This window comes from Bacteroides sp. DH3716P, from assembly GCF_025914115.1.
Taxonomy (GTDB): domain Bacteria; phylum Bacteroidota; class Bacteroidia; order Bacteroidales; family Bacteroidaceae; genus Bacteroides; species Bacteroides ovatus.
On record NZ_CP083673.1, the window covers coordinates 3,036,378 to 3,051,552 of the forward strand.

A 15,175-nucleotide genomic window follows, 5' to 3' on the forward strand; every position below is an offset into this window, starting at 1 on the left:
TTCTATGTACATTTGTCTCGTTAGCATATCGGTTTTCGTTTGACTTAAGTTAAACGAAAGGATGACTTAAGTTGAACTATCGCCTGACTTAAGTCAAACGAAAATAGGAATGCGTTTTAGAAAATTAATCCATAGGAGAGAGGAATTTAATCTTTCCTATTGAAAAACTAATTGATAATGAGTGTAAATTATGATCTTTATGAAACTCCCGATCTTGCTAAAAGTGGGGAAGAACAGCCTTTGCATGCACGTGTCGTTTTGAAGGGCAGTTATACAGCCGAAGAATTTGTGGAACAAGTGACCGTATTTCAGCATATGCCCCATGCACAAGTGGTCGGCGTTATAGAAGCTATATCAAAAGAACTACGTCATTTGCTTTTGAAAGGATTTTCGGTAGAGCTGGGCGATATCGGTTATTTCTCCCTTTCATTGAGTGTTGACAAGAAAGTGATGGATCCAAAAGACTTGCGTTCACCGTCCGTATCTCTGAAAGATATTAATTTCCGTGTCAATCGGCAGTTTAAAAAGGATATTGAGAGTGAGATTGAATTACAACGTTATCATTCTCCTTTTCGTGTGAAGAACCCCTTGGATAGGGAGAGATGCTTACAACGGTTGGAAAAGTTCTTGGAAGACCATCCGTGCATCAACCGTCAGGATTATGCTATGCTTGTGGGAAAAACGAAGATACAGGCATTGCAGGATATCAATGCTTTTATCAAAGATGGTGTCTTGAAGAAGTATGGTTCAGGGCGTTCTGTAGTCTATATAAAGTAGGAATTGGTATAGTGACGGTATATGTATGGAATAGCGTCACTATCTAGTTGGTATACCGTCACTATATCGAAAGGATACCGTCACTCTTTTGAAAGATGTTTCTGCTTCCGTACAAGTGTCAGCGAATGTGGGGAGCGGAAGTAAGACAGCCAAATATATTGTAGGCAAGCAAATTTTGCAGGCAACTATTCTATTCTGTAGAAATATGGGACAGGGCATTCTGTGGTATATATAAAAAGCGACCTGATATTTTATAATAATTCAGGAGTCTATTATAAGAGGGGATTCTTTGGAATATCCTCTTTTTTGTGACTTCCGGATAAATTTAGTATAAAATTAAATATTCAATTTTTCTTTTTACGATATTGTTGCTCTTTTGTACATAATTAGCCTTGTTAAAGTGTTCTATTGCATACTTTTGTTTCGAAAAGGATAAAAACATAAGTTAACCTTACTGGAGTTTGGCAATAGCGGATGATATTCTGGTAAAACGTATTTTATCAGGGTATCAACTGAATTATAATACGGTATAAATCTAAAAGAAAATCTATGGGTATTCTAAAGTGTATATTAATAGCATGCAGTTGTCTGGTTTGGGCGACTCATGCTTTTTGTGTGGAGGTGAAAGATACGATTGAGTATCGTGCGCAAGTATGGGTGGATAAAATCGATTTGGAACGTTATGGCGGAGAAGCATCTTTTAAAAAGAATTTGCAGCAGATGTTTCATAATACAACCCGCTTTTGGAATGAAAGTCCCAATAAGTTTAACTATTATTTCCGGTTTGTTCCTGCTGACGAATTGTGTGTGTATGATATTCAGGGAGATAAAGACAGATACGGAGAGTTTCAGAGAAAGGCTTTCGGTCGGCTTGATTTGTCGAAATATGACTTTGTGTTGTTTCTGGCGTTGGGCGCAAAGAATGAAGGACTATCTTGTGGTGGCGGTGGAGCCAGTGGGCAGTCGGTGGTGATGTGTTATGTTCGTGAAGCTCATAACATTTTTACAGATGCGCTATATCCCGATCAGGGGACATATAGTAATCTAGGGCACGAGTATGGACATGTGCGTGGTGCTACAGATTTATATCAATATATGATTGCTGCAGAAGATAATCCGGTAAGTCATGAGAAATTAACTCCTCCTAAATGTAATATGGGGACTGGATATCGCGTCTGGAGTGATTATTGTTCGGCTTTATTCAATTATACAGCAAAAATGAGACCACTGGATAAAGACTTGTCGGACAAAGTCTTTCCTCGTAAACTAGTGATTAAAGTGGGTAAAATGGGGAAACCGTTATCTAATTGTACAGTGAATTTTTATGGAACTCGTGCCGGTGGTAAATATAATAAGCGGGATGTATATCCGAAAGCTTACAGAACATACACTACCAGTAAACGAGGCATAATTGAGATAACTGATTTGTATAAGTTGTATCATCCGGATATGACAGATGCCAATATTCCTCCCAAAGAACCACAAGATTTATTCCCATATTCTTATTGGTTTAGTTTTCTAGTAGAAATAATAGATGAGGTGGGACAAAAGAAATATGTATGGCTTCCTGATGTGGAACTACAGAGAGAGCATTTGGAAACAGGTAATGATACTTATACGGTTAATGTAACATTTTAAAAGTAAAGTAATATGTGCTGTAGTAAGCGAAATTTTATCTATTTGTTTTGTGGATTGATGTTGGCCCTTAATATACAAATGTTGCAGGCTAAGTTGGGAAATAAAATTATTTTTATTCCGGAAGATGATCTTAAAAAGCACGGTTTTGATGTTCCTGATGGTAGATTTGGCTATGATTGTATGGCAGAATCTGATAATCTAGTTATTTTCTGGGAGAGGTCTTTTGGCAAGGAACCTGCTGTAAACATGGATGAGAGTAAACGATTTTATCCGAATGAAATATTGAGTGAGGGCGAACGGTACTATCGTTATTTTGTAGACAAATTGAAATTTGTGCAGAAAGGGAAATCTTATACTGATAAGTATAAGATGATTATATGGATGTATGATGACAATGAGAAGACAGTCTATGGTGGTGCTCATGACAATGTCGGAATGACCTGGTTTCGTCCGTGCAGAATAAACGGGTATCCTTACTGTACACTTGCTCACGAGTTAGGGCATTCTTTTCAGTTTATGGTTGAGGCAGATGGTGGCAAAGGATTTCCGGGGACGACACTCTATGAGTATACTTCTCAATGGATGCTATGGCAGGTACATCCAGACTGGGTGACTATTGAGAATTATCATTTGAATAATTACATGAAACAGACACATTATACATTGTTTCATAAAACGAACCAATATTGCGCTCCGCAGTTTATGGAGTACTGGTCTTATAAGCATGGATTGCCGGTGATAGGCAGAATGTGGAGTGAAGCTTTAAAAGAAGAGGACCCAGTGTCCACTTATATGCGAATAACGAAGACTTCTCAAGATTTGTTTAATGAAGAAATCTATGATGCGGCAACTCGTTTTGTAACTTGGGATCTTCCCCGCATAAAATCAGTTTGTAGTTCTTATGCTAATGAGCATCGTTGTAAATTAAAGAAAATGGGGAACGGATGGTATCAAATAACAAAAGAATATTGTCCACAAAGTTATGGTTATAATGCAATTAGATTGAAGGTTCCTAAAGGAGGGACAGTCATAGACTTGACTTTTGAGGGAATGGCTGGAAATGAAGGTTTTTATTCGGAAAATAAGGCGTATGCAGGGTGGCGTTACGGCTTTGTTGCCATGCAGAAGAATGGAAAGAGAGTTTATAGTAAGATGAATAGAGCTGTAAATAGCGTGAATCAAACTGTTAATTTTATAGTTCCTGACGATACCCAGTTCTTGTGGCTTGTCGTGACAGGAGCACCAGATAAACATACGAAATATCATCAGAAAATGGAGCAAGTTGCTGAATGGCCATATCGGATAAAGATCAGTAAGACTTCATTTCATCCAGATACTTTGTAATGGAATGATTGAAGTATCTGGTTATGGAGGTTATTATTTGAGATGGGAAAAGTGTGGTATCGGATTGAAAAATATGATAATAAAGTACTTGATATTTATTCTATTTAGATGAAAGTGACCTGATAGTGAAAAGAGATTTGTTTGTAGAAATAAAATATGAGCAATAAAATGGTACATGATCTAGGATAATAATTGGTGAAATACAGAGCAGTAAGTGAAAAGATCTCACGTTTTACTATATTGTTGTTCTTTTGTACGCAATTTGCCTTGGTTTTACTGGCATACGTCTACCTTAGTGGCGCAGAAGATGATTTGATTGTTTTTTAAGACTAAGCTATATCTCTTTTGTATTAACCTTATTAATCTTTTATAATACTAATATTTATGAGTTGTAAATTATCTTTCACGTTGTTATGTATAGCTATGTTAGCTTCTTGTATCTCCACTAAAATGGATCCACCGCAACCGTATGGGGTATTGCCTACAGATCGTCAACTAGCTTGGCATGAAATGGAAATGTATAATATGATTGAATTCAATCAGAACAATGCACTTGATATTCATTGGGGATGGGGTAATGAGTCTCCGGAACTAGTGAACCCTGTAGATTTTGACGCAGAAAAAATAGTTCTTCTTGCAAAAAAAATAGGTTCGAAAGGATTTCTCATCAATGCAAAGCATCATGGTGGGTTCTGTATGTGGCCAACGAAAACCACTGATTATAATATTTCTAAATCACCTTGGAAAGATGGCAAAGGAGATTGGGTTGGCGAATGGGCGAAGGCTTGTCGTCAGCATGGGCTTAAACTCGGACTTTACTTATCGCCGTGGGATAGAAATGCTGCATGTTTCGGAACGCCCGAATATCTGAAAATGTATAAGGAACAACTAACAGAATTGTGTACCAATTATGGAGAACTGTTTACTCTTTGGTTTGATGGTGCTCCAGGTGCCGGTGGTTCGGGATATTACGGAGGTGCTAATGAATATCGTGGCGGATTCATCGAATATTATGACTGGGATAATATTTATGCGATTGTCAGAGAACTCCAACCCAACGCTGTCATTTTTAATGACCCCGGACCTGATATCCGTTGGGTAGGAAATGAGGATGGATATGCCGGAAGATATAAAAAAACTTGTTGGGCAACATTATTCCCTGAAGGAAATTGGAACATGAGACCACGCCCTAATAGTGACGGTGAGCGGATTAAAATGTTGAATGAGGGACAACGACATGGGAAATATTGGATTCCGGCAGAGTGTGACTTTTCGCTAAAAAGGCGTTTTGCTTATCATACTACAGATAGCTTGACTACTAAAAGCCCTCAAAAATTATTTGATATCTATCTTGCGAGTGTTGGGTTGGGGCAGGGATTTGATATGTGTCTTCCTTTAACTCCAAAAGGAGTAATGGAGTGGAGAGATGTCAAATCTTTGGAAGGTTTCGCTGAATTAATGAATAAAACTTTTAGCAAAAATTTTATTAAAGGAGCACGTTTGGTGCCATCTAATGTGCGTGGGAATATAACTAGGCATTATGGTACTGCAAAGCTTACAGACAATGACCGGTATTCTTATTGGGCGACTGACGATACAGTAACAAATGCATCATTGATGATAGAACTTCCAAAGAAACAAGTTTTTAATCTGATAAAAGTGCGTGAAAACATAAAATTAGGTCAACGAATCGACTCTATGAAAGTCGATGCTTGGGTAGATGGTGGCTGGAAAGAAATAGCAGAGGCTACCAGCATAGGGGCGTGTCGAATTATTCGTCTTGAGAATGATTTGAATACAGACAGAATCCGTTTACGCTTTTTTGCCCCAGTAGCATTGGCTGTGAGTGAAGTAAGTCTGTTTAAAGAACCTGATAATTTAGAAGCACCAAAAATTTATAGAAAGAAGGATGGAATGGTGAGTATAAGAACAGACCGGCCTGTAATTTCTATCCGATATACAACAGACGGAACCGAACCGTCATTTACCTCAAATGAGTATAAAGAGCCATTCCTTTTTGATAAACAGGGAGTTGTAAGAGCGGCAGTTTTTACATCTGATAAAAAAAGTGGAGAGATTACTTCAGTGATTTTTGATCAGTGCAAGAAGAATTGGAAAATTATATCACCTGTTAAATCTGGTGTTGATAATATGATTGATGATAATGTAGAGAGTTACTTCCATACGTATGATGCTGGTAATAAGAAAGAATTTGTACCCGACGAGGTTATTGTTGATATGGGAACTACTATTCCTGTGTCCGAGATCATTTACACACCACGTCAGGATATGTATAGAAATGTGGATGGAGTCATTGAAAATTATGAAATTTATTTGAGTGAAGATGGACTGAAATGGGAAATGGCTTCAAAGGGTGTCTTTCAGAACATTAGGCAGACACTTGTGCCTCAAGAAATTAAGTTAAATAAGGTTTATCGGTCACGTTATCTGAAATTTGTGGTCAATGGTGTGTTGGAGAAGAATTTTATAAGTGTAGCTGAAATTGGAGTGCGAACTGTTGACTAATTTCTTTGTAGTGTAGAAAGGAATATTCGCTTTTGATGAGCATTGTGTAAATACCCCTTTCTGTATGTGAATAAAAAATGATTTTTGGGTGATAATTGATGAATTTTAAATTTAAAAAATATATAGTTAACTGATGTCTAATTTTATAAGAAAAAGCTTATGAAGTATTATTTAAGAAGGATTGCTTTTGTAACGTTGGGAGCTTTTATAGTTGCCGGCACTACGAGCCTACCGGCGATAGCTGACTCCGGAGTTAAGGGGGCAGTGTCTGCTCAACAACAGCAAAGCAAAAGACAAGTAACAGGCACTGTCACGGACGCTTTGGATGGCAGTCCCATTATTGGTGCCAATATTGCATTGAAAGGCACTCAAACAGGTGTAATATCAGATTTGGATGGTAATTATTCTATTCCAGTTAATAGTACCAAAGATATCTTAGTCGTTTCTTTTATTGGCTATAAAACTCGGGAGGTTCCTGTAGAGACTTCAGGTATTATCGATATCAAGTTGACTTCCGATAATGAGATGCTGGACGAAGTAGTGATTGTCGGATCGGGAACACAGAAAAAAGTAAGCGTTACGGGGGCTATTTCTACCGTGAAAGGATTGGAACTTAAAGCTCCTAGTTCTTCGTTGACTAGCTCTATGGCCGGTAAATTGGCCGGCGTAATCGTTAATACCAAAAGCGGAGAACCTGGAACAGCTTCTGAATTCTTTATTCGTGGTGTATCGACTTTTGGTGGACGAGCTACTCCCTTGATTTTGCTAGACGATGTGGAAATTGCTACAGGGGATTTGGACAATATTCCAGCCGAAACCATCGAAAGTTTTTCTATCTTAAAAGACGCATCTGCAACTGCCATTTATGGTGCTCGTGGTGCGAATGGTGTGATGCTCATCACTACCAAGAAAGGACAAGAGAATTCAAAAACCCGTATTAACATCACTTTGGAAAATTCATTCAATAAACCAATGAACTTTCCAGAGTTTGTAGATGGAGCCACTTGGATGGAAATGTATAATGAAGCTGAACTTACTCGTAATAAGTCAATTAGGCAAGGAAGATATAGCAGACAGCAAATTGAAGGAACTCGTTATGGGTTAAATCCATATGTTTATCCGGATGTGAATTGGGGTGATTTGATATTCAAGGATTTTGCGACTAATCAACGTGCGAATATCAATATATCTGGTGGTGGTCAGAAAGTAACTTATTATATGAGTTTAAATGTGAACCACGATACTGGTTTGTTGGACTCACCCAAGTATTATTCATGGAACAATAATATCAATAACATGGGGTATAACTTCCAAAATAATATCTCTGTGAAAGTGACATCTACAACTACAATCGATTTGAACATGAATACGCAGATTCGTAATAATCGCGGTCCTAAGAATTCGGTCGATGATTTATTTAAAATGATGTTATCTTCAAACCCTATAAACTTTCCGGCCGTGTTTCCTGCACAGGAAGGCGATCAGCATGTGAAGTATGGTAATTCCATTCTTACAGCCAATTACACAAGAATAAACCCTTATGCATATATGGCCACCACTTTTAAACAAGTGGACTCAAATATGCTACATACTACATTGAAAATTAAGCAGAACTTGGATTTTGTTACAAAAGGTTTGAGTGCAAACGCATTGGTGAACTTTAAAAACTGGTCCAGTTCTGAATATAACAGAACGATTGAACCTTATTATTATCGAGTGAAAGAAAATTCTTACGACCCCAAGAATCCTGTCTCATACGAATTAGAACGTTTAGGCACTTCAGGCAAGCAATATATTGCTGAATCCGGTATAACCAGATCTGGTGATCGTACTATTTTTATGCAGTTCCAGATAAACTATACACGTCAATTTGGCAAACATAATGTAGGCGGTATGTTGATGTATATGCAGCGTGATTTTAAGAAGGATGTGCTTCCTAATCGTAACCAAGGTTTTTCCGGTCGTTTTACATATGATTATGGTCAGCGCTATTTACTCGAATTCAACTTTGGTTACAACGGCACAGAGCGTTTGGCAAAAGGTGACCGGTTCGAGTTTTTTCCGGCTGCTTCTTTAGGCTGGGTAGTGAGCAATGAAGCTTTCTTTGAACCCTTACGTGACAAAATCGATAATTTGAAGTTGCGTGCATCTTATGGATTGGTAGGTAGTGATGAAACAGGCACTGACTTTGGTCATTTTCTTTATTTGGATAAAGTGGAACTAGACAACATCAAATATAGTACCGGTTATGATTGGCAAACTACATTTGGTGGCCCGAAAATTTCAAGCTATTATGTATTGGATGCTGGCTGGGAACGTTCTAAGAAGTTGGATGTCGGTTTAGAAATGACACTTTTCCGTCATTGGAATATTACGGCAGATTATTTCTACGAAAAACGTTCGAACATTCTGATGCAAAGAAAAACATGGCCAAGTCAATTGGGATATAGTGCCACACCTTGGAGTAATGTCGGGAAGGTAGACAACTGGGGCTGGGAGTTCAGTACCAACTATCATCATTCCATTAACAAGGACTTGTCTATGGACTTTCGTGGTAACTTTACGTATGTGGAGAACAAATATGTGTATAGAGATGAACCCTATACACCGTACCCATGGAAAAGAGAAACCGGACGTCCTTTGAACTCGACATGGGGTTACATAGCAGAAGGATTATATCAGACCGAAGATGAAATAAAATACGGTCCTAAGGTAGAACTAGGAAGTACCGCTCAAGTGGGAGATATCAAATACCGTGATTTAAATGGTGATGGTGTAATCAATGCAGATGATCAGGGAATGATTTCAGAATATGGTGGAAATCCACGTATACAATACGGATTTGGTTTGAATATAAACTATAAGAAATTTGATCTTGGAGTGTTCTTTAACGGTTCGGCTATGCGCAAGATTATGTTAACAGGTATTCATCCGTTCGGAGAGTCTGATTACAACATTTTCAAATTTGTAGCGAAGGACTATTGGACAGAAGCTAACCCTAACCCTAATGCAGCATATCCGCGTCTTGGACTACAAAAAGCAAACTCAGACAATAACGTTGTACCGAGTACATTCTGGATGCGTAATGGTAATTTTTTACGTTTCAAGACGTTGGAAATCGGATATCGTTTCTGCAGATACGGTAGAATCTATGTGACCGGGGATAATCTGGCTGTTTTCAGTCCATTCAAAGAATGGGATCCAGAGTTGGAGTGGTATAAATATCCGTTGCAACGTACATTCAATATAGGATTGCAATTAAATTTCTAAACCTTTAAAAATTGTCATATATGAAACTATTAAATACAATTAGAATACTAAGTGGGGCATTGTTCATCTCGCTATGCTGCTTAACAGCCTCCTGTAATTTCCTTGAGATTGTTCCGGTAGAACAAGCTGATTTGGATGACGCAACACAAGATTTCAACAGCACTTTGGGGTTCTTGCATTCTTGTTATGCAGGAATACAATCGCCTGTAGCTTTTGAAAATACAGAAGCCTCTGCAGACGAATATGCTGTTCCGCTTGAGTATAGTTTGCAAGGTTATAATTCACTCAAAGTAGCTCATAATCTATTTACAGGTAATAATAATGATGGTGGTAAATGGAGTAACTATTACAGATATATCGGGCAAATTCATCTGTTCCTACAGGAACTGAAAAAGGCACCGGTAAGTGATTTGATAAAAGAGGAGTGGGAAGCAGAGGCTTATTTCCTGATGGCCTATTACCATTTTGAGGTGCTGCGTTGTTATGGACCTTGTCCCATCAGCGACAGATTACTTCCACAGACCGCTAGTGAAAATGAATATCCGGGTCGTATGCACTATGATTATGTGACGGATTGGATTGTTCGGCTATTGGATGAAAAGGTACTTGCAGGTGATAAGTTGAGGAATACTCGTTCGAACACAGAAGTGGGTAGAGCTACTCGCCCTATCGCTCTTGCACTGAAAGCAAAAGTATTACTTTATGCAGCTTCTCCTTTATGGAATGGAAAGTTCCCCTACCCAGAGTGGAAAAACGTAAAGTTAGGAAAGGCCATGGAAACTCCGGGATACGGTACAGCGTTGGTGAGTACTACATACGATCGTGAGAAATGGGTACGCGCAGAGGAAGCTGCTCAAGAAGCATTGAATGCAGCTTTGGATGCAGGACACTATTTATTTGGCACAAGAGCTGGCGATGAAAGTTTGCAGGAGCAGAAAGGACTTCCGATGCCCTATATTCCTAATATAGAGGGGACCGATACTGAAGTTAAGGCATTTCAGAATAAAGTATTGACTTTGCGTTATATGATGACAGCCAAAGGCAGTGATGGCAATCTGGAAATTCTGTGGGAGTTACACAAAACTACCAACTTTGTCTTCGGAAGTATACCAAACAACATAATGAAACTTAACAATGGTTCTGAATATGGAGGTTGGAGCTCAACTTCTCCTTATTTATATGCTGTAGAACATTTCTATACCAATAAAGGGACCTTGCCCAAAATCGCTGCATCAAAGAATGAATATCCTGCTGAAAGTAAATGGTTGGACCCGGCGGGTGTTACTGGCCGTTCGGAACTCTTTAATATTTGTGTAGCTCGTGAACCTCGATTTTATGCATGGTTGGGATTCCATCAAGGCGATTATTCTTCTCGTCTAGCCAATGGACAACCGATTCAAATAGATACGAGAGATCCTGATAAACAAGGATATAATCCGGCAAAGTATAACCGTAATCACTTGGTGACCGGCTTTGCTATCCAGAAGTTCCTGGATCCTAACACGCAACTGGACTTATCCGGTGGTGGAGGAATTCCGAATCCTGCCTATCCATTGATTCGTATGGCAGATCTTTATCTGATGTTAGCAGAATGTCAGGCCAATTTGTCTTCGGATGGTAAATCGGATACTTACGCGACTGAAGCGCTTAAGAATCTTAATGCGGTGCACCAACGTGCCGGTTTGAAGGCCATTACTAAAGAGGATTTAACAGATATGCCATTGATGGAATGGATTAAGAACGAACGTTATGTAGAGTTCTATGCAGAAGGACAGCGCTACTTTGACGTACGACGTTGGGTAGAAGGAGGTAAATATTTGGCTGCTGGAAAGCGTGAAGGATTGAGAGCTGAAGAAAAAGGATTGGAGTATGACGAATTCAGGCAACGTATTAAGGTGAATCAACCTTATGAATGGAATAATAGACAGTATATACTTCCAATTTACTATGTTGATGTGAATTCTAATCCGCAATTGGTTCAAGCTCCCGGTTATGGCAATTAATTAATTAAAAAGATATACAGTATGAAAAATATATATATTTTATTTCTTCTCGGAGTAGTGGTGACCACTCTCTCTTGTGAAGATGGTAATAAAAACTATACGGAGGAATTTGACTCTGTCTACTATTATCTGAAAGAGGGGGTTAATGAATTTGACTTCTATAGTGTGAATAGTGCCAAAGTTCAGACCATCACTGTTGGAAGAGGAGGACATGGGTTGAATGGAGTCAGCACTATCAATTTGGTTCCTTTTACTCAGGCTGAAATGGACGAGTATAATGCAACTATAGATGGCGATTATAAACTTTTAGCTCCGGAATACTATGATATGCCTGCTACAGTAGCCTTTGAGGATGGTGTCGAATATAGAAATGTAGATGTGGTATTCAAAGGAAATATGAGTGAACTGGCTAAGACCGGCGAGTATATGCTCCCCATTCGTTTAGAAGCTGATAATGGAACGGTGAATGATAACAAAAATATCATTTATTTCAAGCCGAACATCATCGTACCTAGCATCATTACGGATCCTACGGGGGTTCATGTAATCAGAATGGAAGAGGGTAAGAGAGAGAAACAAAGTTTTGAGCTTGCTTTCTATTTAGACGTGAAAAATGAGTGGGATCTCAAATTGAGAATAGAGAACAACGAAGATGAGTTGGAAAAAGCTGTAAGGCAATATAATGAAACGATGGGAGTTGATTATCTTCTTTTACCTAAGGAAAATCGTTCGTTTGAATCAACAATACTTTTTCCTGCAGGCGAGGCACTTGCTTCCTCTTTTGTGGAGGTGAATAATAATAATCTCATGATGGATGATTACCTGCTTCCAATTATTCCGAAAAAGGTGGTGGGTATGCCGTTTGATGTAAGAGAAGCAATCTGTTACATTCATGTGATGGTTACCGGTGAATTGAAATTAATTTCTTTGGCTGATGATATGTTGAGTTCCAATAGTATACATCCTGGTCAACCACTCAGAAATATGCTTGATAATGATATTAAAACATATTATGAATCTATTTGGACAAGCAATACAGACCCTAAGCATGATTCGAAATATGGTGTGTATATAGATATTGACGTATCTGATGTTACTCCTATGATAGAGAAGCAAATTAAGATTGATTATTCGACTAGAGAGTATGCAAATGCTGTACCTAATCAGATTATTCTTTATGTAGGAACGAGTGTGGATAATTTGAGAAAAGTGGGTGAGTTGAGTGCAACGAAAAATAATTTGCCTAAAAAAGGTGGAGTTTGGACAGATGACTCTGAACAAAATGTAGATATGCCTCAATTCTCGGTAGGACGTCAAGAGATATCTTTAATTCGTGTCTCTTTCTTGTCTAGTGCTAATGGTACACAAATTAAAAACCTGACACAATCCGGAGCCATAAGTGGAGACCAAAACTCGGTCGCAATATCAGGATTTAGATTGTATGGTAAATAATTGTGAAGGAATAAAAACGAAAATATATGGAAGCTTTAATGAAAAATATATGGAGAATCATTCCCGTGCTACTATTATCTGTAGCAATGGCAGGTTGTAGTGACGATGATGATACAACTTCGTCATTCTTCGAACTTTCTTCAACGGATTTGGAATGTAACAGTAATAATGTTATCGATGTTGTAGTACCTATAGAGGGCCAGACATATAAGTTGACTGTAAAATCTTCTGTGGATGTAATTTGGACAACTAAGCTTGAAGGTGGCAGTTGGATAGTAGCCACACCTGTGACTAAGCAAAGTGGGGACGGAGAGATTTTGATTGTTGCATCGAGCAACCCGACTAATATAAAAAACAGAGTAGCTACAGTGACTATTAGAAACAGTGTTAACGACGAGATTTATAGATATGCGTTTACACAGTCGTATGATCCGAATCAAATGGCGCAAAAAGAAGAATTATATGCTTACATTCATTATAATGAGGACAGATATAACAAAGAAGAACTTATTTATACTACTTCTATAAATAAGGTAGAGGGTAATGTTTCAATTTCTTCACTTGGCCAAGAAGAACTGGATAAATATAATGAGGATAATCTCACTCTGTATAAACTTCTCCCTACTGATTGCTATACTTTGCCAAATTCGATAAGTTTTGATGGAGAGGTATCTGCCTTATTGGATATTAAATTCAATAAGAAAACAGGAGATTTGAGTACAAGTGAAGAGTATATGTTGCCCATAATAGTTTCTGTAGATGATAGAAAGGCTGAATTGATTTGGTTGGTAGTGAACATATACGATCGGAATATCTCAAGGAGCGTGAAACAATTTGATTTTTATAATGCCAATCAGGATATCACTACCTTATTGACAATTAATAAAGAAGAGGGTGAAGTGACTCTTTCTGCATTCACAGAAGAGGAACTGAACGCACATAACTCTTTGTATGGTACAAGCTACATGTCTATTCCTGAAGATTATATTGTAATGCCTGCTTCTGTTGATTTTGATGATTCGGATCTGTCGAAAGATGTAAAAATAACATTTAAAAAAGAAGTAGGAGAGTTGGATGAGGATAAAGAATATGTTTGGGGTATTCGTGTTTATGTAGATGGTTTCCCTGTCTCTGAAATCTTTATGAAACCTCGTATTGCAACTCCTGTTGTTACTATGGAGTCGAAAGAGTACAAGCATATTCTTATTTTGGACCAAGGAGAGAAAAAGGCATCTTACGGTTTTAATCTTTCTCTTGATGTAATCAATCAGTGGGAATTTACGGTGGAATTTGAAGAGAACGAAACTGCTTTGAAAGCTGCGGTTGATAAATATAATGCGGATAAAGGTACTTCCTATACATTATTACCCAAAGGCAACTGCGTTTTATCATCTTCCGAATTTACACAGGAAGATAATGAGAAATTAGTGACTGCTACATTGTCAGGGGATGGTTTGACTTTAGATAAGGATTATTTGTATCCGATTATTCCAATTGGATGTGGTAATAGTCCTTTCGAAGTCAAAGAAAAGATAACCTATGTTCACGTGATTATGGAAACAAAAGTGGAGTCGATCAGTGACTTGAGAAGTATAAATCTAGAAGCGAATATGCTAAAGGCAAGTGCTACTGACGGAGGCAATAATGTAGGTAATCTACTTGCATATAATAATTATTGGCAATCCATTTGGTCACCTAACGGAGGTAAAAACGATCCTAAAATAGATCCGGTATATGGCGTGTATCTCGATATTGATTTCTCAAATAAACCTCTTTCCCAAGCATTCTCATTCAACTATTTGCCGAGGAATTGGCCTAATGCTGTTCCTAATGAAATTGTTGTTTATGCTGGAACAAGTAATGATGATTTGAAGAAGATTGGAGAATTGAAATATGAGGATAACCAACTGCCGTTTGCAGACAAAACTTGGATTGGTCGTGTCAGCGAAGAAGATTTGTCCAAATTGTCACTTTACAGTTTGAAAGAGAGTGGAGCGACTTTGGTACGATTGTCATTCATATCTAGTCGTGATAAGACTTATAGTAACAATAGTGTAAAGAATATATTGGGTTATGATTATACGAAGTGGAATAATAGTGGTGATTACCCGTGCGTTGCCCTTCAACAGTTGAAGATATATGGTAAGTGATAAATTTTATAAGAT

The 15,175-nt window shown here is 38.1% G+C and carries 8 protein-coding genes; all 8 read left to right on the plus strand.

Translation table 11 applies throughout. The annotated features are described in order from the left end of the window. Positions 1 to 177: 177 nt before the first annotated feature. The 8 genes from KQP79_RS11180 (at position 178) to KQP79_RS11215 (ending at position 15,160) form a co-directional block, all read left to right on the plus strand. Positions 178 to 777, plus strand: coding sequence for a DsbA family protein (locus tag KQP79_RS11180; RefSeq protein ID WP_004317206.1), 600 nt, complete (start codon positions 178 to 180; stop codon positions 775 to 777). A gap of 549 nt (positions 778 to 1,326) precedes the next feature. After that, positions 1,327 to 2,415, plus strand: a complete 1,089-nt coding sequence (locus tag KQP79_RS11185; RefSeq protein ID WP_004317208.1) for a hypothetical protein — start codon at positions 1,327 to 1,329, stop codon at positions 2,413 to 2,415. Between the two features lie 12 nt (positions 2,416 to 2,427). Then, positions 2,428 to 3,759 carry a DUF6055 domain-containing protein gene (locus KQP79_RS11190; RefSeq protein WP_004323096.1) on the plus strand — a complete coding sequence of 444 codons (1,332 nt, stop codon included), beginning with the start codon at positions 2,428 to 2,430 and terminating at the stop codon, positions 3,757 to 3,759. Between the two features lie 384 nt (positions 3,760 to 4,143). Then, complete coding sequence (locus KQP79_RS11195) at positions 4,144 to 6,285, plus strand: alpha-L-fucosidase (protein WP_004323098.1); 2,142 nt, start codon at positions 4,144 to 4,146, stop codon at positions 6,283 to 6,285. A gap of 159 nt (positions 6,286 to 6,444) precedes the next feature. Beyond that, positions 6,445 to 9,555, plus strand: a complete 3,111-nt coding sequence (locus tag KQP79_RS11200) for a SusC/RagA family TonB-linked outer membrane protein (protein WP_004317214.1) — start codon at positions 6,445 to 6,447, stop codon at positions 9,553 to 9,555. Between the two features lie 20 nt (positions 9,556 to 9,575). Continuing rightward, positions 9,576 to 11,558 carry a RagB/SusD family nutrient uptake outer membrane protein gene (locus KQP79_RS11205; RefSeq protein WP_004323099.1) on the plus strand — a complete coding sequence of 661 codons (1,983 nt, stop codon included), beginning with the start codon at positions 9,576 to 9,578 and terminating at the stop codon, positions 11,556 to 11,558. A gap of 21 nt (positions 11,559 to 11,579) precedes the next feature. Beyond that, positions 11,580 to 13,010: a DUF1735 domain-containing protein gene (locus KQP79_RS11210; RefSeq protein ID WP_004314235.1), complete on the plus strand. Its 1,431-nt coding sequence runs from the start codon at positions 11,580 to 11,582 to the stop codon at positions 13,008 to 13,010. Between the two features lie 26 nt (positions 13,011 to 13,036). Continuing rightward, the gene (locus KQP79_RS11215) at positions 13,037 to 15,160 is read left to right on the plus strand and encodes a DUF1735 domain-containing protein (RefSeq protein WP_004314236.1); all 2,124 of its coding nucleotides are present in this window, start codon (positions 13,037 to 13,039) and stop codon (positions 15,158 to 15,160) included. Positions 15,161 to 15,175: the final 15 nt, after the last annotated feature.

Excerpts from the sequence above, each read along its gene's own strand:
- KQP79_RS11180 (WP_004317206.1), top strand. The coding sequence starts at position 178 with ATGAGTGTAAATTATGATCTTTATGAAACTCCCGATCTTGCTAAAAGT.
- KQP79_RS11185 (WP_004317208.1), top strand. The coding sequence starts at position 1,327 with ATGGGTATTCTAAAGTGTATATTAATAGCATGCAGTTGTCTGGTTTGG.
- KQP79_RS11190 (WP_004323096.1), top strand. The coding sequence starts at position 2,428 with ATGTGCTGTAGTAAGCGAAATTTTATCTATTTGTTTTGTGGATTGATG.
- KQP79_RS11195 (WP_004323098.1), top strand. The coding sequence starts at position 4,144 with ATGAGTTGTAAATTATCTTTCACGTTGTTATGTATAGCTATGTTAGCT.
- KQP79_RS11200 (WP_004317214.1), top strand. The coding sequence starts at position 6,445 with ATGAAGTATTATTTAAGAAGGATTGCTTTTGTAACGTTGGGAGCTTTT.
- KQP79_RS11205 (WP_004323099.1), top strand. The coding sequence starts at position 9,576 with ATGAAACTATTAAATACAATTAGAATACTAAGTGGGGCATTGTTCATC.
- KQP79_RS11210 (WP_004314235.1), top strand. The coding sequence starts at position 11,580 with ATGAAAAATATATATATTTTATTTCTTCTCGGAGTAGTGGTGACCACT.
- KQP79_RS11215 (WP_004314236.1), top strand. The coding sequence starts at position 13,037 with ATGGAAGCTTTAATGAAAAATATATGGAGAATCATTCCCGTGCTACTA.